The organism is Pararhizobium sp. DWP1-1-3 (assembly GCF_049896125.1).
Lineage (GTDB): Bacteria > Pseudomonadota > Alphaproteobacteria > Rhizobiales > Rhizobiaceae > Pararhizobium.
In genome coordinates, this window is the sequence record NZ_JAFCTR010000018.1 from 99,995 (window position 1) to 122,321 (window position 22,327).

22 protein-coding genes are annotated in these 22,327 nt (G+C 60.0%); 9 read left to right on the plus strand and 13 right to left on the minus strand.

All coding sequences use genetic code 11. From position 1 onward, the window contains the following. Positions 1–35 precede the first annotated feature (35 nt). The 3 genes from leuC to ACP7BS_RS26245 all read right to left on the minus strand — a co-directional run bounded on the left by leuC (position 36) and on the right by ACP7BS_RS26245 (position 3,656). A complete protein-coding gene (gene leuC / locus ACP7BS_RS26235; RefSeq protein ID WP_426240427.1) occupies positions 36–1,445 on the minus strand; it encodes a 3-isopropylmalate dehydratase large subunit in 1,410 nt (469 codons plus the stop codon). A 590-nt stretch (positions 1,446–2,035) separates the two neighbouring features. Further along, positions 2,036–2,848 carry an amino acid ABC transporter permease gene (locus tag ACP7BS_RS26240; protein ID WP_426240428.1) on the minus strand — a complete coding sequence of 271 codons (813 nt, stop codon included), beginning with the start codon at positions 2,846–2,848 and terminating at the stop codon, positions 2,036–2,038. Positions 2,849–2,858: 10 nt separating this feature from the next. Continuing rightward, positions 2,859–3,656 (minus strand): transporter substrate-binding domain-containing protein, encoded by a 798-nt coding sequence (locus ACP7BS_RS26245; RefSeq protein ID WP_426240429.1) that lies wholly within the window; start codon positions 3,654–3,656, stop codon positions 2,859–2,861. Between the two features lie 214 nt (positions 3,657–3,870). Between ACP7BS_RS26245 and ACP7BS_RS26250 the strand changes: the two genes are divergently transcribed. Continuing rightward, positions 3,871–5,133: an AAA family ATPase gene (locus ACP7BS_RS26250; RefSeq protein ID WP_426240430.1), complete on the plus strand. Its 1,263-nt coding sequence runs from the start codon at positions 3,871–3,873 to the stop codon at positions 5,131–5,133. Between the two features lie 302 nt (positions 5,134–5,435). On the opposite strand, the gene ACP7BS_RS26255 is transcribed toward ACP7BS_RS26250, so the two are convergent. Together ACP7BS_RS26255 and rplS are read right to left on the minus strand one after the other, a co-directional pair. Then, entirely contained in the window at positions 5,436–6,260 is an 825-nt protein-coding gene (locus ACP7BS_RS26255; RefSeq protein ID WP_426240431.1) for a class I SAM-dependent methyltransferase, read from the minus strand. Between the two features lie 90 nt (positions 6,261–6,350). Further along, on the minus strand, positions 6,351–6,911 hold the full coding sequence (gene rplS / locus ACP7BS_RS26260; protein WP_426231237.1) for a 50S ribosomal protein L19: 561 nt from the start codon (positions 6,909–6,911) through the stop codon (positions 6,351–6,353). A gap of 306 nt (positions 6,912–7,217) precedes the next feature. Between rplS and ACP7BS_RS26265 the strand changes: the two genes are divergently transcribed. Further along, the gene (locus ACP7BS_RS26265) at positions 7,218–7,964 is read left to right on the plus strand and encodes a sulfite exporter TauE/SafE family protein (protein ID WP_426240432.1); all 747 of its coding nucleotides are present in this window, start codon (positions 7,218–7,220) and stop codon (positions 7,962–7,964) included. Between the two features lie 17 nt (positions 7,965–7,981). Here the strand turns inward: ACP7BS_RS26265 and ACP7BS_RS26270 are convergent, their stop codons facing one another. Next, on the minus strand, positions 7,982–8,569 hold the full coding sequence (locus ACP7BS_RS26270; protein WP_426231489.1) for a TetR/AcrR family transcriptional regulator: 588 nt from the start codon (positions 8,567–8,569) through the stop codon (positions 7,982–7,984). A 151-nt stretch (positions 8,570–8,720) separates the two neighbouring features. On the opposite strand from ACP7BS_RS26270, the gene ACP7BS_RS26275 reads away from it, so the two are divergent. Beyond that, positions 8,721–9,944, plus strand: a complete 1,224-nt coding sequence (locus ACP7BS_RS26275) for an MFS transporter (RefSeq protein ID WP_426240433.1) — start codon at positions 8,721–8,723, stop codon at positions 9,942–9,944. A 68-nt stretch (positions 9,945–10,012) separates the two neighbouring features. Here the strand turns inward: ACP7BS_RS26275 and trmD are convergent, their stop codons facing one another. From trmD to ACP7BS_RS26305, 6 genes are all read right to left on the minus strand, one after another. Next, complete coding sequence (gene trmD, locus ACP7BS_RS26280; RefSeq protein ID WP_426240434.1) at positions 10,013–10,693, minus strand: tRNA (guanosine(37)-N1)-methyltransferase TrmD; 681 nt, start codon at positions 10,691–10,693, stop codon at positions 10,013–10,015. Positions 10,694–10,697: 4 nt separating this feature from the next. Further along, positions 10,698–11,261 (minus strand): ribosome maturation factor RimM, encoded by a 564-nt coding sequence (gene rimM / locus ACP7BS_RS26285; RefSeq protein WP_426240435.1) that lies wholly within the window; start codon positions 11,259–11,261, stop codon positions 10,698–10,700. Between the two features lie 92 nt (positions 11,262–11,353). Next, a complete protein-coding gene (gene rpsP, locus ACP7BS_RS26290) occupies positions 11,354–11,716 on the minus strand; it encodes a 30S ribosomal protein S16 (RefSeq protein WP_113247035.1) in 363 nt (120 codons plus the stop codon). A 63-nt stretch (positions 11,717–11,779) separates the two neighbouring features. Beyond that, positions 11,780–12,082: a chorismate mutase gene (locus ACP7BS_RS26295; RefSeq protein ID WP_037097220.1), complete on the minus strand. Its 303-nt coding sequence runs from the start codon at positions 12,080–12,082 to the stop codon at positions 11,780–11,782. Between the two features lie 13 nt (positions 12,083–12,095). After that, on the minus strand, positions 12,096–13,676 hold the full coding sequence (gene ffh / locus ACP7BS_RS26300; RefSeq protein ID WP_426240436.1) for a signal recognition particle protein: 1,581 nt from the start codon (positions 13,674–13,676) through the stop codon (positions 12,096–12,098). Between the two features lie 310 nt (positions 13,677–13,986). Beyond that, a complete protein-coding gene (locus ACP7BS_RS26305; protein ID WP_426240437.1) occupies positions 13,987–14,316 on the minus strand; it encodes a nuclear transport factor 2 family protein in 330 nt (109 codons plus the stop codon). Positions 14,317–14,497: 181 nt separating this feature from the next. Here ACP7BS_RS26305 and ACP7BS_RS26310 point away from each other — a divergent pair, with 181 nt between their 5' ends. Next, a complete protein-coding gene (locus tag ACP7BS_RS26310; protein WP_426240438.1) occupies positions 14,498–15,499 on the plus strand; it encodes an MBL fold metallo-hydrolase in 1,002 nt (333 codons plus the stop codon). 158 nt (positions 15,500–15,657) lie between these two features. Here the strand turns inward: ACP7BS_RS26310 and ACP7BS_RS26315 are convergent, their stop codons facing one another. Continuing rightward, positions 15,658–16,074, minus strand: coding sequence for a GFA family protein (locus tag ACP7BS_RS26315; protein WP_426240439.1), 417 nt, complete (start codon positions 16,072–16,074; stop codon positions 15,658–15,660). Between the two features lie 651 nt (positions 16,075–16,725). Here ACP7BS_RS26315 and dapF point away from each other — a divergent pair. The 5 genes from dapF (at position 16,726) to ACP7BS_RS26340 (ending at position 22,041) form a co-directional block, all read left to right on the plus strand. Further along, complete coding sequence (dapF, locus tag ACP7BS_RS26320) at positions 16,726–17,637, plus strand: diaminopimelate epimerase (RefSeq protein WP_426240440.1); 912 nt, start codon at positions 16,726–16,728, stop codon at positions 17,635–17,637. Beyond that, the gene (gene mtaB / locus ACP7BS_RS26325) at positions 17,634–18,914 is read left to right on the plus strand and encodes a tRNA (N(6)-L-threonylcarbamoyladenosine(37)-C(2))-methylthiotransferase MtaB (protein WP_426240441.1); all 1,281 of its coding nucleotides are present in this window, start codon (positions 17,634–17,636) and stop codon (positions 18,912–18,914) included. Before dapF ends, mtaB begins: the two co-directional genes overlap by 4 nt. A gap of 89 nt (positions 18,915–19,003) precedes the next feature. Beyond that, positions 19,004–20,602, plus strand: a complete 1,599-nt coding sequence (ftsY, locus tag ACP7BS_RS26330) for a signal recognition particle-docking protein FtsY (RefSeq protein WP_426240442.1) — start codon at positions 19,004–19,006, stop codon at positions 20,600–20,602. A gap of 216 nt (positions 20,603–20,818) precedes the next feature. Next, positions 20,819–21,451 (plus strand): septation protein A, encoded by a 633-nt coding sequence (locus ACP7BS_RS26335; protein WP_426240443.1) that lies wholly within the window; start codon positions 20,819–20,821, stop codon positions 21,449–21,451. Then, positions 21,448–22,041 (plus strand): DUF2585 domain-containing protein, encoded by a 594-nt coding sequence (locus tag ACP7BS_RS26340; protein WP_426240444.1) that lies wholly within the window; start codon positions 21,448–21,450, stop codon positions 22,039–22,041. Before ACP7BS_RS26335 ends, ACP7BS_RS26340 begins: the two co-directional genes overlap by 4 nt. The last annotated feature ends 286 nt before the right edge of the window (positions 22,042–22,327 follow it).

A 22,327-nucleotide genomic window follows, 5' to 3' on the forward strand; every position in this document is an offset into this window, starting at 1 on the left:
CAAGGACGCCGGGGCCACGAGGTCCCCGCCGAAGCCTACTTCCAATCGCGGATATCGACGAAATGTCCGGAGACTGCTGCCGCAGCGGCCATCGCCGGCGAAACGAGATGCGTGCGGCCTTTAAAACCCTGGCGGCCCTCGAAGTTGCGGTTGGAGGTCGAGGCGCAGCGTTCGCCTGGCTTCAGGCGGTCGTCGTTCATGGCAAGGCACATCGAACAGCCCGGCTCGCGCCAGTCGAAACCGGCCGCCTTGAAGATCACGTCGAGGCCTTCGGCTTCCGCCTGTTCCTTGACGAGGCCGGAACCCGGAACGATCATCGCCGAAACCGTCGAAGCCACGGTGCGGCCTTCCACGACCTTGGCGACTTCGCGCAGGTCCTCGATGCGGCCATTGGTGCAGGAACCGATGAAGACGCGGTCGATATTGATATCGGTGATCTTCGTGCCCGGCTTCAGGCCCATATAGTCGAGCGCGCGCCATTTGGAGGTGCGTTTGTTCTCGTCGGCAATTTCGTCCGGGTTCGGCACGATACCTTGAACCGAGATGACGTCTTCCGGCGAGGAGCCCCAGGAGACGATCGGCGGCAGGTCGGCGGCATTGAGGACGACGACGCGGTCATAATGCGCGCCTTCATCGGTCTGCAGCGTCTTCCAGTAGGCGATCGCCTTTTCCAGGTCTTCGCCCTTCGGCGCGCGCGGCTTGCCCTTGATATACTCGAAGGTCTTTTCGTCCGGCGCGATCAGGCCGGCGCGGGCGCCGCCTTCGATGGTCATGTTGCAGACGGTCATGCGGCCTTCCATCGACAGCGCGCGGATGGCTTCGCCGGCAAATTCGATGACACTACCGGTACCGCCGGCGGTGCCGATCTCGCCGATGATGGCCAGGATGATGTCCTTGGCGGTGACATGCTCCGGCAGGACACCATCGACACGCACCAGCATGTTCTTGGCCTTCTTCTGGATCAGCGTCTGGGTGGCGAGCACGTGCTCGACCTCGGACGTGCCGATGCCATGCGCCAAAGCCCCGAAAGCACCATGGGTCGAGGTGTGGCTGTCGCCACAGACGATGGTCATGCCCGGCAGGGTGAAGCCCTGTTCCGGTCCGACGATATGGACGATGCCCTGGCGGATATCGCTGGCGGAATAATATTCGACGCCGAAATCGGCAGCGTTCTGGGCGAGCGCCTCGACCTGGATGCGGCTTTCCTCGTTCTTGATGCCGAGATGGCGATCCGGAGAGGTCGGCACATTGTGATCGACGACGGCAAGGGTCTTCTGCGGAGCCCGGACCTGACGGTTCGTCAAGCGAAGGCCTTCGAACGCCTGCGGGCTCGTCACTTCGTGAACGAGATGGCGATCGATATAGAGAAGACAGGTTCCGTCATCCTGTTGATCGACCAGATGGTCGTCCCAGATCTTGTCGTAGAGGGTACGCGGTGCGCTCATGGCTGTGCATCCATTTGAAGTTCGGGCATTGTGAAGAAAAGTTCAGGAAAAAGTCCGGCAAAAAAGCGCCGGCGGCCCGGTCGGGGTCAAGCCCCGACGGTCAGATAAGCCGGCTGCTAAGGGCGCCGGAAACGCACGCAAAAAACCGTGCCGGCAGACGCTTGTGGTCCTGCAGCACGACGATTTTCTGCTCGAAACATCCGAATTTGGATTCCATGAGCGGGGATATAGCAATTTTTTGAAGGTTCTTCAATTGCCATCGTGTCAGCATTGCTTCGATGAATTTAGCGCGCGACGTTTATGCCTCTGTGGGCGTGCGCCTTTGCCAGTATGTACGACTGAAAAGCGTCCACGCCAAATTGATCGAAAACATTAAGATTAAAACAGACAGAATCCAGGCAGTCACACCGCTCAGCGCAAACGCATTGGCCAGAAAGTAAACCGGAAGGAAGAGCGCCGCGGAAAGAATCTTAACGGAAAGCACTAAAAGTAGGAGCCATTTTGCGGCAAACTTTAAAGCAATCATATTGATCCCTCAACTGACGTCACCTTCAACCTATAGACGAGTTTGGAGCGCATATCAATGATTGCTATCGGGATGTTCGCCGCATCCTCTGCTCCAATCGCCGCAGACCCAGCGACAGCCCGACCGTCAAGATCAGGTAGATATAGGCGACGATCGAATAGGTCTCGAAGAACCGGAACGAACCCGACGCATAGATCTTGCCCGCCTGGGTGATATCGGCAACGCCGAGCACCGAGACCAGGGAACTATCCTTCACCATCGCCACGAAATCATTGCCGAGCGGCGGCAGGATGACGCGGATCGCCTGCGGGAAGACAACCAACCGGAAGCGTTGATAGCGCGACAGGCCGAGCGCCTTGGCCGCCTCGATCTGCCCCTTGTCGACCGACAGGATGCCGGCGCGAAAGACCTCGGCGATGAAGGCGGAATAGCCGATGGAGAGGGCAATGATCGCCCGCCACATCAACGACAGGTCGCGCACCACCATCGGCTCCATGGCGCCGGCCGAAATCAGCGGCGACAGAATGAAATTGATCGCGACCACCAGCGCCGGAGCACCGGCAAAGGCGATGTAGAACAACAGAACCAGGATCGGAATGCCACGGATCACCTCGGTATAGAACCGGGCGATCTGGCGCATCGCTGCCCGGTCCGACAGCGCCATCAGCGCAATGCCGAGCCCCAAGGCCGTGGCGAAGAAGAAGCCGACCAGTGTGACGAAAATGGTGATGCCGATGCCGGCCGAAACGATGCTGAAGACCTGGCGGTAGACACCATTGGAGATGATCACTGCGGCCAGCGCCACGGCGGTCACGGCAAGGGCGACCAGCCACCAAGGATAGTCGCCCTTCTGGGAATTATCGTGCGCAGGCGTCATCGGGCGGCGATCATTCGCCCATCTTGTAATCGACGAACCATTTCTGGTTCAGCTTGTCGAGCGTGCCGTCCGCCTTCAGCGCCGCGATGGCGGCATTGACCGGCGCGACCAAGTCCGAGCCCTTCTTGAAGATGAAGCCGAAATCCTCGGTGCCGAGCGGCCCGCCGACGACCTTCAGGCCACCGGCCGACGAATCCACATAGCCCTTTGCGGCAACGCTGTCGGTCAGGACGACATCGACATCGCCCGCCTTCAGCGCCTGCACCGTCGCGCCGAATGTTTCGAACAGTTTGACCCGCGGGTTCTGCTCATTGCCGTCGAGCATTTCGTAGACCGCTGTGTAGAACGGCGAGGTTCCCGGCTGCGCACCGACCAGACCGTCAGCAAAGGCGCCAAACGTCTTGGCGTCGGCAAAGCGGGTCTCGTCGCCGCGCACCAGCATGAACTGCTGCGAGCGCATATAGGGATCGGAGAAATCCACCTTCGCCTTGCGCTCATCCTTGATGGTGATGCCGGTCATGCCGATATCGTACTGGCCGTCGGACACCGACTGGATCATCGCATCCCAAGAGGTGTTCTGGATTTCCAGCTTGAAATTCAGCCGCTTGGCGATCTCTTCCATCGCGTCATATTCCCAGCCGATCGCCTTGCCGCTCTTCGGATCGACGAACTGGAGCGGCGGATAGGCATTCTCGGTGACCACAATGACGTTGCGCCCGCCGAGATCCGGCAGATCGGCGGCGGCGGCGCTCAAGGGGGCAAGAACAAGGGCGGTCAAGCCGGCGAGAAGGGTGCGGCGGGAAAACATGGGCGGCTCCTGAATTGTGGCGACCGGAAAGTGTCACAGAAGCCAACGGGCTGGCAAGGGCAACAGTTAATCGGAAAATGAAAGGAAACGCTCAACAAAGTGCCATTGCCATTTTTTTCTCCTCTAATAGATTTCTTCCCATTTGAATTCGAAGCTGTATTCTTCCCCCACAGCTCGCATACGGCAATGCGAACAATTAAATGAGCAACAATAAATGGCGATGCTAAAATACAATCCTTTCCGCCCTAATAATATTATAACTCCCGGAATGTTTGTCGGGAGATTGGAAGAAATAAACGCCATAGAACGCTGTCTTTTTCAGGCAAAAAACGGCAATCCTCAACATTTTCTTGTCCAAGGTGAAAGAGGTATAGGTAAGTCTTCATTGCTATATTACATAAAGCTAATCGCCGATGGAAGAATTGATGTTCCAAACATTGGAAGATTTAGATTTATTACTGCGTCCATTGATTTGGGAGGTTGCCAAACGCAGATGGATATTGTTCGCAAGCTTGGCCGAGGACTAAAATCCGCCCTTTCAGAGCGCGATGTCGTAAAAAATGCCGCTGCCGGATTTTGGGACTGGCTAACTAATTGGGAAGTCTTAGGAGTAAGATACCACAAGGAAGATGGCGAACCAGATTCGGAAGAAGTTTGTGAGGAGCTTGTTGGCCGCCTCTCTGCGCTTTGCAGGGGCGTGGCGGGTGAGATAGACGGACTTTTGATTTTAATTGATGAGGCTGACCGACCTAGCGCTCAAGCTGGACTCGGAGAACTTCTTAAAATGCTTACCGAGCGACTGAATCGAGCTGAGTGTTTTAACGTAGTTGTTGGATTAGCCGGCCTACCTACTTTGCTTGGTCGACTCAGGGATAGCCACGAATCTTCTCCCCGCCTTTTCCATACCTTGTTGCTCGAACCGCTTGAACTAGATGAGCGGAAGCGCGTCGTTAACATTGGCATAAAGTTGGCTAATGAAAAGAATCAGGTTCAGACGACAATTACGCAGGATGCGATCGATTTTTTAGCCGAACTTTCTGAAGGTTATCCACACTTCGTTCAGCAATTTTCATATAGCGCTTTTGAGCACGATAAGAATAATGAAATTGATGAAGAAGATGTTGGCGAAAGCGCTTTTAAAGAAGGCGGAGCTCTTAGTCAGCTCGGAGATAAGTTTTTCAATGAAATGTATCATGCACGAATTTCCTCCGAAGATTATAGACGCGTACTTGATGCCATGGCAGAACACGGAGATCAGTGGGTTACTCGGAAAAAAATCATTGCAGAATCCGGCGTTGCAGAGGCAAATGTCAACAACGCGCTTCAAGCCCTAAAGCTAAAACAGATTATTATTCAAGACGAAGCCAGAAGGGGTTTCTATAGGCTCCCTACGAATTCGTTTGCTGCTTGGATCAATGCAATTCGAGCAGCACGAGCGAAGAGTGACGCCCTACTAGGGGCTGGCTTTAATGGCTAGCTGTCGCTCTCTTATCCAGTCAGTCATCCATCGGCGTCCCTTCGACTCGCGCCTCACTCATCTCACCACACTCATCCCCCCTTATCCCGTGAGTCACCCACTAGCTTCCATTACGCTCCATTAGACTCGCGCCTCACTCATCTCACCACACTCATCCCCTTCTCCCGTGAGTCACCCACTAGCTTCCATTACGCTCCATTAGACTCGCGCCTCACTCATCCACACACTCCTCCCCCTTCTCCCGTGAGTCACCCACTAGCTTCCATTACGCTTCATTAGACTCGCGCCTCACTCATCAACAATCATTTCACCTTCGTCGCCCCGATCGAGAACGACAGCGGAATGCGCGGCAGTCCCGGTGCCTGTTCGAACTGGTCTTCGCCGGTCTCGATCATGCCGGGATAATGCCGCCAGACGAGGATCTCGTGCTCGTTGAGGAAATCGAGCGTCATTCCGGCCTTCAACAGCGCGTTGACGGTATCGCTGAGCGGGTGCAGCCATTCGTACATGCGCTGGTGGGTCAGCGGCCGTTCGTCGCCGGTATAGGTGTGGGTTTCCTCAAACAGAAGCGGTGCGTCGACCGGCGTGCGCCAGCCATGGGTGAGCGCCAGGCGGCCGTTCCCGGTACCTTCGTATTGGTACATCTGCGGATGTCCGTCGAGCAGGTAGAGCCGGCCACCCGGGCGCAGCAGGCTGGCAACGACTTTGGCCCATTCAAAAATATCCGGCAGCCAATGGATGGCACCCCAGGTGACGAAAACGATATCGTAGGTCCGGTGTTGCAGCGCCGCTGCCGCATCATAGACAGAGGCCTCGACGAAGGTTGCCTCCGTCCCAGCTCGTTCGGCAAAATCCCGCGCAGCAGTGATGGCAACCGGGGAAAAATCGAGCCCGGTGACCGAGCGCGCGCCCAGATGCTTGAGGCTCAGCGTATCCAGCCCGATATGGCATTGCAGATGGATGACGTCCTTGCCCGCAATATCGCCGATCTCGCCGGCTTCCAGCGCATGCAGCGACGAGCCGCCGGCAATCACCCGGTCGATCCGGTAGCTGCCCGTCGTGTCGGTCGCATGCAATCCCGCCCGGTCGTCCCAGTTCAGGCGGTTGGTTTCGATATAATCGTTCAACGTGTTCTTCCCCCAAAGAATTCCCCTGCCCAAAACAGAAAAAGGCGGCCCGAAGGCCGCCTTTTCAAAACAATCCCTGGGGATTGAAACTTATTCTGCTGCCGGCTCGGCGGCTGCGGCTGCAGCGGCGGCTTCTTCAGCGGCCTTGGCTGCGGCAGCTTCTGCTGCGGCGGCTTCAGCTGCTGCCTTTTCGGCGGCCAGCGCCTGTGCTGCTGCGATCTTTTCAGCTTCCAGACGTGCCTTTTCTTCGGCAACGGCGGCGCGTTCGGCATCGTTCAGCTTGCGGGCGCGAACGCCGGTGTCTTCAACGATACGAGCCGACTTGCCGCGACGATCGCGCAGGTAGTACAGCTTGGCGCGACGGACCTTACCGCGGCGAACGATCTCGACGCCTTCGACCATCGGCGAGTAAACCGGGAATACGCGCTCGACGCCTTCGCCGTAGGAAATCTTGCGGACCGTGAAGCTTTCGTTGATGCCACCGCCGGAACGGGCAATGCAAACGCCTTCATAGGCCTGGATACGGGTACGGGTACCTTCCGTCACGCGAACGTTGACGCGGAGGGTGTCGCCTGCCGAAAATTCCGGAAGCGTACGCTTGGCGGCAATCTTGGCGGCCTGTTCGGCTTCCAGCTGCTGGATGATGTTCATGGGTCTAACCTTCTCAAGTTCTTCTGCAACAGCCAGAGCGCTCGATCGAACCTGTTGGACCGGACCTCGCATGAGGCGCCTCAAGGTTTTGTTTCTCGTAAAGAGAAACAGGAGCGAATTCACCATTCTTTGTTTTCGGCTGACGGGATTTTTCCCGAACCGGTCGGGCGAATACACCAAAGAGCAGCGTTTGTCATCCCCGGACGACAAAAATTCTCCCTGCCGCAAGCCGTGGGACGATGATTTCCACGTCTTGCCGCCGGTGAACCTGCAGGCTATGTCCGATTCTTCCGCTGGAGGAGCGTCATGTCCATATCCACTGCCATCATGCTGTTTGTCGCAGGGTTCCTGTCGAGCGCCGTCAATGCGGTGGCCGGCGGCGGCACCTTTCTGACCTTCGGTGCCATGACGCTGGCGGGCCTGCCGCCGATCGTTGCCAATGCCACCTCCTCCATCGTCCAGTTTCCCGGCTACGTGACCTCGGCGCTCGCCTATCGCAAGGAGATCTGGGCGGATCGCCGTGAGGCGGCCATCCTCGGCGCACTCTCGCTGATCGGGGGCCTCGCGGGTGCATTGATCCTGCTGTCGCTGTCCAATCCGTCCTTCCGGGCCATGGTCCCCTGGTTGCTGATTGCGGCGACTGCTATTTTCGCCGCCGGCCCGCTATTGCGGCCGAAATCGGCTAGCGACGACGCGCCGATGGGGCCGCTTGGTCTCATCGGCCAGTTTGCCACCGCCATCTATGGTGGCTTCTTCGGCGCCGGCATGGGCATCATGATGCTGGCCGTACTCGGTATCGCCAAGGGCGGCGATTACCACCGGCTGAACGCGCTGAAGAACTTTCTTGCCATGGTCATCGCCGCCGTAGCCATCGTCGTGTTTGCCGGCGGCAATGTCGTCGGCTGGCTGCAGGCCGCCGTCATGATCCCCGGCGGCGCGCTCGGCGGTTATGCCGGCGTCTGGCTCGCCCGCCGCGTGCCGCAGGCGCTGATTCGCGGCCTGGTCGTCGCCGTCGGCCTGTTGCTGGCGGTCTATTACTTCGTCACGGGCTGAGGCGCGCGCCGCCGCGCCTACTTTACCCGCAACCCGTCCAGCAAGGTGCGAAACCCCTGAACCGCCCTTCTGGAGGTCTGCTGCGGGTCGTCGGAATTGGCGATCCACAGGGCGGCATTGCTGCTGGCGCCATTGATCAGGCGCGCGGTCACTTCCTCATCGACATCGATGATCACGCCGTCCTGCTTGAGTTCGCTGAGACTTTGCTTGAGCGCCGCGATACAGCCGTTCGTGGTTGGCCATTGCGAGATATCGCCCAGTACGGCCGGGCCGTCGCGAAACATGATCCTTTGGATTTCCGGCTCCAGCGCCATCTCGATATATGTCGAACACTCATCGACAAAACCCTGCCAGCGCGTCGGGGCACCGGCCGAAACCACGTGCAGACGCTCCGTCATCTCCGCGTCGATTTCCCGGATGACCGCCTGCAGCAATCCCTTCTTGTCACCGAAATGATGATACAGCGCACCCCGCGTCAGCCCCGCCGCCGCAGTGAAATCATCCATCGATGATTCCGCGTATCCAACCGTGCCAAAGGCATGGCGGGCAGCGGCCAGCAGTTTGGCGCGCGTCTCGGCGATCATTTCCGGGCGAGGCCTGATTATCCTCATAGAGATAAGCTCCTGATTCACATACGCAGCGTATTTATTTTTACATACGCCTCGTATTTTATTTGACATACGACGCGTACGCAACCATGTTATTTCATACGCCACGTATGTAAGTGGTCTGTCAGGATGATTGTAGGAGCATTCCATGTCCAACCCTTACAAGGAAATATTCAGCGTGCCGGGGGCCAAAGGCTTCTCCGCCGCCGGTTTCTTCGCCCGCCTGCCAATTGCCATGGCGCCGATCGGCATTGTCGCCATGCTGTCGCAGACACGCGGCGAGTACTGGATCGCCGGCGCAGTTTCGGCAACCTTCGCGCTCACCAACGCGCTCGTCGCACCGCAGGTCTCGCGCCTGGTGGACCGGTTCGGGCAAACAGCTGTCATTGTGCCGAGCACGGTTGTCTCGGTAATCGCCTTTGCCCTCCTCATCCTGTCGGCCAACCAGGGCTGGCCGGAATGGACCCTGTTCGCTGCAGCCCTTCTTGCCGCCGCCATGCCCAGCATGCCGGCCATGCTGCGGGCGCGCTGGACCGAAATCTTTCGCGGCCGCCCCGAGCTGAACACCGCCTTCGCCTTTGAATCGGCAGCCGATGAGCTGGTTTACATCGCCGGCGCCTCGCTGTCGGTCGGGCTGGCTGTCTCGCTGTTTCCCGAGGCCGGCATGCTGATCTCAACGGTTTTCCTGGCTATTGGAACTGCCGCCTTTGCCTTGCAACGCTCGACCGAACCGGCCGTGCGTCCGGGTGTAGCCGGAACGGTGCGGACATCCGCCATTCGCCTGCGGTCCGTGCAGATCATCACACTGGCGCTGATCTTCGTCGGCTCGATGTTTGCAACCGCCGAGGTCACCACCGTTGCCATGACCAAGGAGCTAGGCCAACCGGGCGCCGCCAGCTTGGTCATCGGCGTCTACGCGATCGGATCCTTCGTCGTTGGCCTTGTGCTGGGCGCGTTGAACCTGCGCACGCCGCTGCAAAAGCAGCTGCTGATCGCCGTCAGTGTCCTAGCCATCACTGCCTTGCCTCTGCTGATCGCCGGGACAGTTCCGTTTCTGGCTCTCGCCGTCTTTGTCAGCGGCATCGCCATCTCGCCCACCTTCATCACGGCCTTTGGTCTGATCGAACGCCGGGTGCCGGAATCGATGCTGACGGAAGGCATCACCTGGGTGACCACCGGCATCGGCATCGGCATGGCCCTGGGCGCGTTTCTGGCCGGCTGGGTCGTGGATAGTTTCGGCGCCCAGAATGGCTTCTGGCTGTCCGTGGCGGCCGGCGTAGCCGTGGTCGTTACCATCGGACTGGGCCAGAAGACACTCGCCGGCGGCAGACCGGACACCACCGGCAACGCGCTGCCACAGGCAGCGGAGTAAAGACGGAAACAGCATGGCACGCTGAACCAGCGTGCCATGCTGTTTGTGATGAAGCCTCAGGACAGGGCCTATTTCTTCAGGAGATCCGGCCTGCGTTCAACTGTCAGCCGCCTCGCCTCAGCCTCGCGCCATCTGGCGATATCGCCATGATGGCCAGAGGTCAGCACGGCCGGGATTTCCCGTCCCTCGAATATGGGTGGCCGCGTGTAATGCGGATGCTCCAGCAATCCGCCTTCGAAACTTTCATGAACGCCGGAAAGATCATTGCCCATCACGCCGGGCAGGATGCGCACGATGGCGTCGAGCAGGATCAGCGCCGCAGGCTCCCCGCCGGAGAGAATATAATCGCCGATCGAAACCTCTTCGAGCTTCCGCCCGTCGATCACCCGCTGGTCGACACCTTCGAACCGTCCGCAGACGATGATTGCGCCCGGACCATCAGCCAGTTCGCGCACCCGCTCCTGCGTCAACGGCTTGCCGCGCGGGCTCATCAATAGGCGTGGACGGTCGTCGCCATCAGACGCATGATCGATGGCTTTCGCCAGAATATCGGCCCGCAGCACCATGCCGGCGCCGCCGCCGGCCGGCGTATCGTCGACGGTGCGGTGCCTGTCCTCGGCAAAGTCGCGGATCTGCAGCGTATCGATCGCCCACTGGCCACGCTCCAGCGCCTTGCCGGCCAGCGAATGGCCAAGATGCCCCGGAAACATGTCCGGATAGAGCGTCAGGATGGTAGCGCGAAAGGGCAACGGTTTACTTCGCCTTCGGCTTGAACTGGCTGGTCGGGTCCTCGTCCTTGTCGTCGGTCAAACCGGCGGCGAGCGGATCGACCAGCATCGTGCCGCCTTCCAGATCGATTTCCAGCACCGACCATTCGGTAAAGGGGATCAGCACCGGCCGCTTGCCGGGGCCTTTCAGCTCGAGCAGATCGCCCGCGCCAAAATCAAAAACGCCGGTGACGGTGCCATAGCTTTTGCCGTCCGCATCGAGCGCTTCAAGGCCTTCGAGATCGGCATAGAAGAATTCATCTTCGTCGAGATCGTCGTCCGGCAGGTTGTCGCGTTCGACATAAAGTTCCAGCCCGTTCAGCGCTTCGGCCGCGTTGCGATCGTTGACGCCGCGAAACCGCACGACGACGACATTCTTCATCTCCCGCACTTCCAGGACCTCGAACGTGCGTCCGTCCTCGGCATGCAGATGGCCGTAATCGCCGATCGCAGTCGGTTCCTCGGCAAACGACTTGACGCGCACTTCGCCGCGCAACCCTTGCGCGCCGCCGATCGTTCCCATCAGCACAGGGTTTTTGAGTTTGCTCATTGCCGGGTCACTCTCCAGATCATGCCATTCGCATAAACGAAAACGGGCGGCATGAAAACGCCGCCCGCTTCAGAAATAGGCTATTGCCTGGCTTATTCGGCAGCAGCAGCGGCTGCGTCTTCAGCCTTCTGCTTGGCTTCGGCGATACGCTCGACAGCCTTCTTGCCCGGCAGGCCCTTGGTCGGGTTGACGCGTGCTTCGCGGGTTGCAACGCCGGCTTCGTTGAGGAAGCGCAGGACGCGGTCGGTCGGCAGCGCGCCATTCGACATCCAATACTGGATACGCTCGAGGTTCAGTTCAACGCGCTTTGCGTCTTCCTTCTTGAGCATCGGGTTCCACGAGCCGACCTTTTCCAGGAAACGGCCGTCGCGCGGCGAACGCACGTCAGCGATAACGATCTGGTAGAACGGGCGCTTCTTGGAACCACCGCGGGCGAGACGAATTTTCAGTGCCATGTCATGTACTCCTTGAGATATAAACCGCCTCTGGCGGCCTTTTTGTGTAATTTTTAAAGCTGATCAATCCTTGAGATCGGCAGCAATGGCTTCATGATGCCGGATGACTTCGTGGATGATGAAGTTCAGGAACTTCTCCGCGAAATCCGGATCCAGATTGGCATCCCGCGCCAGATGGCGAAGGCGTTCGATCTGGTATTCCTCGCGCGCCGGGTCCGCCGGCGGCAAATTGTATTTGGCCTTCAGCACGCCCACTGCCTTGGTGCAGCGGAAACGCTCGGCCAGCATGTGCACCAGCGCCGCGTCGATATTGTCGATCGACTGGCGGTAGCCCGAAAGTTCCTGTTTGACTGCTGGATCAATCATACCGGTCCAGTCCTCACTTCTTCTTCGGCAGGCCGGGAAGCCCCGGGAACCCGCCACCGAGACCGGGCAGCTTCAGTCCGCTACCGCCCAAACCAGGCAAACCGCCGCCGCGCCCCATCCCAGGCATGCCGCCCTTGCCGAGGCCAGCGGCCTCCGCCTGCTTCTGCAGGGCTTCGAGCTGCTTGGGGTCCATCTTCGACAGGTCGGGCATGCCGCCCATTCCGCCGCCCATGCCCCCAAGGCCCATCTTCCCGGCAAGGCCACCCATCATCTGCTTCATCATGCCGCCCTTCCCCTTGCCGCCCATCATTTTCATCATGTCGGCCATGGAACGGTGCATTTTCAGCAGCTTGTTGATTTCGGCCGCATCCGTGCCGGAACCGGCCGCGATGCGCTTCTTGCGGGAATGCTTGAGAATATCCGGGTTGGCGCGCTCGGCCTTGGTCATCGACGAGATGATCGCCATCTGGCGGCCAAACATCTTGTCGTCGAGACCGGCAGACGCCATCTTGTCCTTCATGCCGGCCATCCCGGGCATCATGCCCATGATGCCGCCCATGCCGCCCATCTTCTGCATCTGGCCGAGCTGATCGGCGAGATCGTTGAGATCGAACTTGCCGGTCTTCATCTTGGCGGCCATCGCCGCTGCCTTCTCGGCATCGATGTTTTCGGCAGCCTTCTCGACCAGCGAGACGATGTCGCCCATGCCGAGGATACGGTCGGCGACGCGGCGCGGGTGGAACTCTTCCAGCTCCGCCATCTTTTCGCCGACACCGATAAGCTTGATCGGCTTGCCGGTCACGGCGCGCATCGACAGCGCTGCACCGCCGCGGCCGTCGCCGTCCATGCGGGTCAGAACGAGGCCGGTAATGCCGACGCGCTCGTCGAAATTGCGGGCGAGATTGACGGCGTCCTGACCGGTCAGCGCATCGGCGACCAGCAGGATTTCGTGCGGGTTGGAGCGGCGCTTGATCTCTGCCATCTCGAGCATCAGCGGCTCGTCGATATGGGTACGGCCGGCGGTGTCGAGGATGACGATGTCGTGGCCGCCGAGCTTGGCAGCCTGCACGGCGCGCGCGGCGATATCGGTCGGCGACTGGCCTGCAATGATCGCCAGCGTATCGACGCCGGTCTGGACACCGAGCTGGCGCAACTGCTCCTGCGCTGCCGGACGGCGCGTGTCGAGCGACGCCATCAGCACCTTCTTCTTGTCCCGCGTCTTCAAACGAAGGGCGATCTTGCCCGTCGTCGTCGTCTTGCCCGAGCCCTGCAGACCAACCATCATGATGACGACGGGGGCAGCGGCATTGAGATCGATCGGCACGCCTTCGGAGCCGAGCATGTTGATCAGCTCGTCATGGACGATCTTGACGACCATCTGGCCAGGCTTGATCGACTTCAGGATTTCGGCGCCGACGGCCTTTTCGCGCACCTTGTCGGTGAACGAACGCACGACTTCGAGCGCGACGTCGGCTTCCAGGAGCGCACGGCGAACCTCGCGCAGGGCGGCCGTTACATCGGCTTCCGACAGCGCGCCACGGCCGGTCAATCCATTCAGGATTGACCCAAGGCGGTCCTGGAGACTTTCAAACATCGCTTCATCCTTGTCGTTTCGGATTTTGGTTTGCGCATATGCCTTACTTTCTCGGCTTCGCCTCGAAAGGGACATGCGCGATGCCCGAAACGTTGTGCTTTTCCTTGACGAAAACAAGACGCAAAGCCAAAAAGCACCCGAGGGCGCAACGCGCTGTCGGGTGTTGACCTCCGGGATCTCCGCAATGGGTCCGGGTCGGTGGCTACAAGTCTTGTTCTTGTCGCAGATTGCGGGCGGTAAACACGATATGTCCGGGAAAGTCAAGGCGAGGCGGCAATTTCACCGTTTCAGCCGCCCATCTGCAAGCCTTTCAGGCATCGCGGCCGAAATAGACTTCCACCGAAGCGATGCGATCTCCGTGAAACCGGATGACCTCGACATTGCGGAACGCGCCGCCATCCTGTTTTTCAGCCCGGTAGCGCACCAGCGCTTCATTGTCCTCCAGCGACACGCGTTCGATATGGATGGCACGGAAGGCCGGCGGCTGCGGCCAGCAACGTTCGAAATAGGCCGCCTTGTCGATATGGTCGTCGCGAGGACTGGAAAAGGTGAAATCCTCCGTGAGCATGTCGGAGACCTCGTCCTTCCGGTTGGCGAGATAAGCTGCGAAGAGCCCGCGCACGGTTGCTTCCCTATCCATGTCACCCTCCTATAACGGATTGTCATTGGAACTCAGTTATAGCCCAAACGACGTTCCGGCGCCAGAAATCGGCTCGAGCAATGGGGCATTAGCCTCGAAATTGGCGTGCTGCCGCCGGATTGAAGGGATGATGGCAGGCCCCCATGTTAAGGAGCGAAACCGGAATAATGAAAGAGCCGCGGTGAGTGAGATCCAAAACCCCTATTATACCGGCCCCATCTCCGACCATTTCGACGGCACCGTCTTCTTCAACCCCGAAGGCGAAGCGCCGCTCGGCTTTCGCGAGTTGATGCGCTGGCAATTCGGCGGCGGCCGCATGGCCTGGCCAAAAAGCGCGCCCAGTCCTTTCCCCCCGGCAAAACCGGACGATCGCGTCGATGGCGACGGCCTGCGAGTCACCATGGTTGGGCATGCCACGCTGCTGATCCAGGTCGCCGGGCTCAATATCCTCACCGACCCCGTCTGGTCGCCGCGCACCAGCCCGTTTTCCTTCGTCGGCCCCAAGCGCGTGGTCGCGCCCGGCATTGCCTTTAACGATCTGCCGCCGATCGATATCGTTGTTGTCACCCACAATCACTACGATCATCTCGATCTCGCCACCCTGAAGCGACTGCACGCGGAGCATGGTCCCCACATCATCACCCCGCTCGGCAATGACACGATCATCCACCGCGCCGTTCCCGATGCAAAAATTTCCGGCATGGACTGGGGCGAGCAGATCTCCTTTCGGGACGGCGTCACGATCGACTGCGAGCCCTGCCATCACTGGTCGGCGCGCAATGCCCGTGACCGCCGCATGGCGCTCTGGGCCGCCTTCGTGATCTCGACGTCATCAGGAAAGATCTACCATATCGGCGACACCGGCTTTCACGACGGCATCAACTACAAGGCCGCCGCAGCCAAACACGGCCCCTTCCGCCTCGCCAACCTGCCGATCGGCGCCTACGAACCACGCTGGTTCATGAAGGCCCAGCATCAAAACCCAAAGGAAGCCGTTGAGGGCATGCAGCTCTGCAACACCTCCTATGCAGCAGGCCATCATTTCGGGACGGTGCAGCTGACAGATGAGGCGATCGAAGCACCGGTCCGGGCGCTCGAGGTTGCCTTGAAGGATCAGAGCGTCGCGCCGGAGCGGTTTCGGGCGCTGCGGGCGGGCGAGGTGTTCGACGTGCCTGCGATGTAGCGCATCCTTTCCTCCGCCATTCCTGTGCTCGTCACAGGAACCCAGCCACGGCGCGTCGGCGCTGTGAAACGGCTCCCAGAGCGATACGAACAATCCTTTCACCACAAGGGCGAGGATGACGGGTTTTGAGGGACCTTCGTGCAGGACAAGCACGCCCATCACCCCTCCGGAAACTCCCGATACTGCGGCAGATCGTCGGTAATCTCGTACCACGGCGCCTTCGAGCCGACGAAAATATGTGCCGTCGGCCGGATCGCCGGTGCATCCACCAGCGTGCCCATTGGGACATGGGCATAGGCACCCTCGCGAACCACCGAATAGACCACTGACCCGCAGGTGCCGCAATGCACGTCATGGGTCTCATCGGGATTGCCGTAGATCAATATCGCTTCCGCGCCCTTGACGAGCTGAAACCGCTCACGCCTGATCCCGGCAATCGGCTTGAAGGCCGACCCGGTGGTGCGCCGGCACTTGGAACAATGGCAGTTCATCGCATATTCGAAGGCATCTTCGACTGCATATTCGACAGCGCCGCACATGCACTTTCCGGCAAGAAGGGACGGTGTTTCGGGCATGTCATGTCTCCGGAAGCGTCAGTGGCCAGCAATCAGCATGACCCGCGCCCGCCGGGACTGCAACGCCTCGACCCACACCTGCCAACGCAGCTTCCAACATTTTTTCGTCCCCGTTCATCCCCGCCCCCAAAACCTGTGCCATCATCATTGCCGTCCTGTCATCGGCGAGACCGCTAGGCGTAGCGGTGAGACAGGGCCGGTGCCGGGTGAAGGACAGACGTAAGCCTTTATCCGGTGGATGGTCAGAAAGTGGTTTCCCTCCCGTCTGCAAAATGGCGGGGCGTGCCTGTGAGGCACACATGAGGACCGGCGACGGGTGTGTCGAAAGACAGGCCTTTCGTGGCGCGGCGGTGAAAACCGTCAGCCCACCCCGTATCAAAAGGGCGCCGCCATCCCCGCAGAGAAACCGGAGTTGCCCATCGGCGAACACTGAACGGGGCGCTGGAAGGCGTCATATAAACTAACTTGTCTCGGCACTTTCCAGCGCCCCGGCCAAGTGAATGAAAGCAAGCAAACCCACGGCGGATTTTCCGGGCGTGGCTTGAGGTGTTGATATCTTGTACCTCCGCCTCAAGGGGCGGGTAACGCCCCACTGGTAATTTCAACCCATTTCCGCCATATACACCCCTACAAACGCAGGAAATGAACGTCATGAACACTACGGTCGAATTCGCAAGGATGAACGGGCTTGGCAACAAGATCCTGGTTGTCGATATGCGCGGCCGCAAGGACAAGGTGACGCCTGAAGCCGCGATCGCGCTCAACGGGCATCCGGACACCCAGTTCGACCAGATCATGGCGATCCACGATCCGAAGGCTGAGGGCACCGACGCCTGGATCGACATTCTCAACTCCGACGGTTCGAAGGCGCAGGCCTGTGGTAACGGCACGCGTTGCGTCGTCCAGGCGCTTTCGGCTGAAACCGGCAAGAAGGTGTTTACCTTCCAGACCGTCGCCGGCATCCTGAATGCGCAGGAACATGCGGATGGCACCATCTCCGTCGACATGGGCACGCCGGTCTTTGCGTGGAACAAGATTCCACTGTCGGAAGAATTCTACGACACCAGCCGCATCGAGCTGCAAATCGGTCCGATCGATGACCCGATCCTGCATTCGCCCTCGGTCATGTCGATGGGCAATCCGCATGCGATCTTCTGGGTGGACCGCGATGTCATGTCGTTCGATCTGGAGCGCTTTGGCCCGCTGCTCGAAAACCACCCGATGTTTCCCGAGCGTGCCAATATTACCCTTGCCCAGGTCACCTCGCCTTCGTCGCTGACCACCCGCACCTGGGAACGCGGCGCCGGCCTGACGCTTGCCTGCGGATCGGCCGCCTGTTCCGCCGCCGTCTCGGCTGCCCGCACGGGCCGCACGGGCCGCAATGTCGCCATCACGGTCGCCAGCGCCACCCCGCCCGGCATTCTCACAATCGAATGGCGCGAAAGCGACGACCACGTCGTCATGACCGGCCCGGCCGAATGGGAATGGGCCGGAGCCGTTGATCCCGTCACCGGCCTCTGGTCGCGCGAGGACGAACCGCAGACGGAAAGCGCCGCACTTTGAGCGGCGTCGATGTCATAACCTTCGGCTGCCGGCTCAACACCTATGAATCCGAAGTTATGCGGGCGCAGGCCGAGAAGGCGGGGCTGAACAACGCCATCCTCGTCAATACCTGCGCCGTCACCGGCGAGGCCGTGCGCCAGGCCCGCCAGGCGATCCGCCGCGCCCGGCGCGAAAACCCGCATGCCCGGATCATCGTCACCGGTTGTGCCGCCCAGACCGAGAAGCAGACCTTTGCTGAAATGCCCGAGGTCGATGCCGTGCTCGGCAACGAGGAAAAGCTGAAAAGCGCCTCCTACCGGTCGCTGCCCGATTTCGGCGTCTCGGCGGAAGAAAAGCTGCGCGTCAACGACATCATGAGCGTGCGCGAAACGGCACCGCAGATGGTCAAGCTGATCGAGGGCCATGTGCGCGCTTTCATTCAGGTACAGAACGGTTGCGACCACCGCTGCACCTTCTGCATCATCCCCTATGGCCGCGGCAATTCCCGCTCGGTGCCGATGGGCGCCGTTGTCGATCAGGCGCGAAAGCTGGCCGAGAGCGGCTACCGCGAGATCGTGCTGACCGGCGTCGATGCGACCAGCTACGGCAGCGATCTGCCGGGTGCCCCAACACTTGGCCTGCTGGCAAAAACTCTTCTGAAGCAGGTGCCGGAGATCCTGCGCCTGCGCCTTTCCTCCATCGACAGCATCGAGGCCGACAGCCATCTGATGGACCTGATCGCCGATGAGCCGCGCTTCATGCCGCATCTGCACCTGTCGCTGCAGCATGGCGACGACATGATCCTGAAGCGGATGAAGCGCCGGCACTCCCGCACCGATGCCTTGGCGTTCATTGAGGATGTGCGCCGCCTGCGGCCGGAAACAAGTTTTGGCGCTGACATGATCGCCGGTTTCCCGACCGAGACCGAAGAGATGTTTGCGAACGCGATGGGATTGGCCGAAGAGGCCAATATCGCCCATCTGCATGTCTTTCCCTATTCACCGCGCGAGGGAACGCCCGCCGCCCGCATGCCGCAGATCGACCGTGCGCTGGTCAAGGAACGGGCCGCCCGGCTGCGCGCCACTGGACTTCAGCTGCATCAGGCCCATCTTGACAGCATGATCGGAACGCAGCAAAGCCTGCTCGTCGAGAACAATGGCTTGGCACATACGGAAAATTTCACGCTTGTCGCCGTCCCCGGTCTGACGCCGCGCACGATCGTGCAGGCTGAGATCACCGGTCACAACGGCAAGCATCTCATGCCATCAGCCCAAAAGTGCGCAGCGGTTTTGGGATGACGGCACGCATAGACAAACTAACTGAAGTGCCACGCGCTTCAGTCATGCAACTGACGGCTGCCAACGCGGCCTGAGCTTACGGAATTCAAATGGCGCTCAGCTTTCTGAAAAAGGTCTTCACGTTCGGCAAGGACAAGCCGGCCGAAGGCGAGCCAGCCGTAACCCCAGTGACCGATGCGGTCATGGACCAGGCGGAATCGACGTTCAGCCCCGAGGAAACCCGGGCGATCGAAGCCGAGCTGGAGCCGCATTCCCGTACCGAAGATCTGCCGGTCGCTGCAGATCCAGTCCTGCCGGAAGAAATGGACACTGCGGGCGGACCGTCTGCCGATGAGGTTGATGCGCCGGAATTCCTGGATGAGATCTCTGTAGAAGAAGAGGACGAGACACCGGCCATTCTTCCTGCTGTCGAAGAGATCGGCGATATCGGCCTGATCCCGCTGTCTTTGCTGGAGGCGGAAGCCGAAGCGTCTGCGACTGAGGAAAACGTGACACCCCCCTCTGTCCCTTCGGGACATCTCCCCCTCAAGGGGGGAGATCAGATCGAGGCTGATGCTCCTTCAGCGCAATCTCTTTCAGTTGACGAAACGACAGAGGCTGAGGCCAGCATGATCTCCCCCCTTGAGGGGGAGATGCCCGACAGGGCAGAGGGGGGTGCCGAACGCTCCGCAAACGCGGACATCGAAGCAGTACCCGCAGCCCCCATCCTCCCCAAGGGCTTCGCCACCGGCCGCGCGATCGAGCCAGAACCCGAAGCGCCCAAGCAGAAACTCACCTGGTTCCAGCGCCTGCGCCAAGGTCTTTCCCGCACGTCGTCGCAGCTGACTGGCCAGATCACTGCTCTCTTCACCAAGCGCAAGCTCGATGACGAGACGCTGCAGGACCTGGAAGACCTGTTGATCCAGGCCGATCTGGGGGTCGAAACGGCGCTGCGCATCACCGACACATTGGCCTCCGAGCGTTATGGCAAGGACGTCAGCGGCGAGGACGTTTCCCGCATCATGGCTGCCGAAATTACCAAGGTGCTGGCGCCTGTTGCCAAGCCGCTGCAGCTCGACCTCAGCCACAAGCCGCATGTCATCCTCGTCGTCGGTGTCAACGGCACCGGCAAGACCACCACCATCGGCAAGCTCGCGGCCAAGCTTTCAGGCGCCGGCCTCAAGGTCATGCTTGCCGCCGGCGACACTTTTCGCGCCGCTGCCATCGAGCAGCTGAAAATCTGGGCCGAGCGCACCAAGTCCGATATCGTCTCCTCGAAACTCGGCGCCGATGCCGCAGGCTTGGCTTACGAGGCCTTCGAACAGGCACGGCTGAAAAAGAGCGACGTACTGATCATCGATACCGCCGGCCGCCTGCAGAACCGCACGGAGCTGATGGCGGAACTGGAAAAGATCGTCCGCGTGCTCGGCAAGCTCGATCCCGATGCGCCGCACACAGTGCTGCAAACGCTCGACGCCACCACCGGCCAGAATGCGCTCAACCAAGTGGAGATCTTCCGCAATATTGCCGGCGTCAACGGCCTGATCATGACCAAGCTCGACGGCACCGCCCGCGGCGGCATCCTCGTCGCTATCTCCGCCAAGCACAAGCTGCCGGTCTATTTCATCGGCGTCGGCGAGGGCGTGGACGATCTGGAACCGTTCGAGGCAAAAGACTTCGCCGAAGCCATCGCCGGGATTCCCCATTGACCCGGATATCATTTTGCCTTTTTGCTGATGTTATAGGGGCCACCCAGCACTCCGTCATCCTCGGGCTTGACCCGAGGACCCAGACGCTGTGCTGAAATACCGACGATCATACGTCGCACTGCGGATAGATCCTCGGGTCAAGCCCGAGGATGACGACGACAGAGACGAATAGCCCGCATACCGGGCATGTACGATAACCGCTTTAAGGACGTTACTATGTCATCGATCGAGGCGGTCAAGCCGCGCAAGGAAATCAGCCCGCTCCTGAAAATGGTGCTGGAGCTTGGACCGCTGGTGGTCTTCTTCTTCGCCAATTCGCGCGGCGAATGGCTGGCGCGGGAGTTCCCGGCTCTGACCGAACTCGGCGGACCGATCTTCATCGCCACCGGCCTGTTCATGGCCGCCACCGCGATTGCGCTCACCGCGTCCTGGATCCTCACCCGCATGCTGCCGATGATGCCGCTGATTTCCGGCATCGTCGTCTTCATCATGGGCGCGTTCACTCTCTGGCTGCAGAACGACACGTTCATCAAGATCAAGCCGACCATCATCAATACGCTGTTCGGCGTCATTCTGCTCGGCGGCCTGCTGTTTGGAAAGTCGCTGCTCGGTTATGTCTTCCATTCCGCCTTCAAGCTCGATAAGGAAGGCTGGCGCAAGCTGACCATTCGCTGGGGCATTTTCTTCCTGGTCCTCGCCGTCCTCAACGAAGTCGTTTGGCGCAATTTCTCGACCGATTTCTGGGTCGCCTTCAAGGTCTGGGGCACGATGCCGATCACGGTGCTGTTCACCCTGTCGCAGATGCCTGTTATCATGAAGCACTCGCTGGATCAGGATACCCCGAAGTGACCACTTTGGTACCGGCAGAAAGCCGTTCACCGCGCGCCGCCACCTTATGGCTTGCCGCCTGCGCTAGCGTTCTCATCCTGCAGATCGTCATCGAATACTGGATGGGCCGCACGCCGATCTGCGAGTGCGGCACCATCAAGCTGTTCGAGCCCAATGCCAACGGTCCGGGCAATTCGCAGCATCTGGCCGACTGGTATACCCCGTCGCACATCATCCACGGCTTCCTGTTCTACGGGCTTGCCCATCTCACCCTCCGCGGCAAGCCGCTGGCGGCAAAGCTGTTTTTGGCGCTGGTGATCGAATCCGGCTGGGAAATCCTCGAAAACTCCCCCATCATCATCGACCGCTACCGCACCGCCACCATCTCCCTCGATTATTACGGCGACAGCATCCTGAACTCGGCGATGGATACGGTCTTCATGGCTGTGGGCTTCTTCTTCGCCCGGCGCGCACCAATCGCCGTGACAGTCGCCATCGCTATCGTCTTCGAGATTTTCACCGGCTGGCTGATCCGCGATAATTTGACGCTCAACGTGCTGATGCTGGTTTATCCGTTGGACGCGGTGAAGGCGTGGCAAAGCGCGCTTTGAGAGAGTTCGAAAAGCAGGACTGAAGCGAAAGATTTCCCCGCGCCCACTCAGTTGAACCTTTGGATTGCGTGAGCGCGTCACGATCTCCCTCTTCTCCCCCGCGGGGAGAAGAGCCGAACGCAGTGAGGCGATGAGAGGTTTTTCCGCGAATCCGAAGCGACCCGCCTCCTCATCCGGCCCTGCGGGCCACCTTTGTAACTTCCCTTCTTCCGCATTTGGCGCTGTAATGCCAGTTGCGGTGGCGGATGGAAGACCGTCGCACCTTTGGGACACCAAGCCCGTGGGA

Excerpts from the sequence above, each read along its gene's own strand:
- leuC (WP_426240427.1), bottom strand. The coding sequence starts at position 1,445 with ATGAGCGCACCGCGTACCCTCTACGACAAGATCTGGGACGACCATCTG.
- ACP7BS_RS26240 (WP_426240428.1), bottom strand. The coding sequence starts at position 2,848 with ATGACGCCTGCGCACGATAATTCCCAGAAGGGCGACTATCCTTGGTGG.
- ACP7BS_RS26245 (WP_426240429.1), bottom strand. The coding sequence starts at position 3,656 with ATGTTTTCCCGCCGCACCCTTCTCGCCGGCTTGACCGCCCTTGTTCTT.
- ACP7BS_RS26250 (WP_426240430.1), top strand. The coding sequence starts at position 3,871 with ATGGCGATGCTAAAATACAATCCTTTCCGCCCTAATAATATTATAACT.
- rplS (WP_426231237.1), bottom strand. The coding sequence starts at position 6,911 with ATGAACATCATCCAGCAGCTGGAAGCCGAACAGGCCGCCAAGATTGCC.
- ACP7BS_RS26265 (WP_426240432.1), top strand. The coding sequence starts at position 7,218 with ATGTCCATATCCACTGCCATCATGCTGTTTGTCGCAGGGTTCCTGTCG.
- ACP7BS_RS26275 (WP_426240433.1), top strand. The coding sequence starts at position 8,721 with ATGTCCAACCCTTACAAGGAAATATTCAGCGTGCCGGGGGCCAAAGGC.
- rimM (WP_426240435.1), bottom strand. The coding sequence starts at position 11,261 with ATGAGCAAACTCAAAAACCCTGTGCTGATGGGAACGATCGGCGGCGCG.
- rpsP (WP_113247035.1), bottom strand. The coding sequence starts at position 11,716 with ATGGCACTGAAAATTCGTCTCGCCCGCGGTGGTTCCAAGAAGCGCCCG.
- ACP7BS_RS26295 (WP_037097220.1), bottom strand. The coding sequence starts at position 12,082 with ATGATTGATCCAGCAGTCAAACAGGAACTTTCGGGCTACCGCCAGTCG.
- ffh (WP_426240436.1), bottom strand. The coding sequence starts at position 13,676 with ATGTTTGAAAGTCTCCAGGACCGCCTTGGGTCAATCCTGAATGGATTG.
- ACP7BS_RS26305 (WP_426240437.1), bottom strand. The coding sequence starts at position 14,316 with ATGGATAGGGAAGCAACCGTGCGCGGGCTCTTCGCAGCTTATCTCGCC.
- ACP7BS_RS26315 (WP_426240439.1), bottom strand. The coding sequence starts at position 16,074 with ATGCCCGAAACACCGTCCCTTCTTGCCGGAAAGTGCATGTGCGGCGCT.
- dapF (WP_426240440.1), top strand. The coding sequence starts at position 16,726 with ATGAACACTACGGTCGAATTCGCAAGGATGAACGGGCTTGGCAACAAG.
- ftsY (WP_426240442.1), top strand. The coding sequence starts at position 19,004 with ATGGCGCTCAGCTTTCTGAAAAAGGTCTTCACGTTCGGCAAGGACAAG.
- ACP7BS_RS26335 (WP_426240443.1), top strand. The coding sequence starts at position 20,819 with ATGTCATCGATCGAGGCGGTCAAGCCGCGCAAGGAAATCAGCCCGCTC.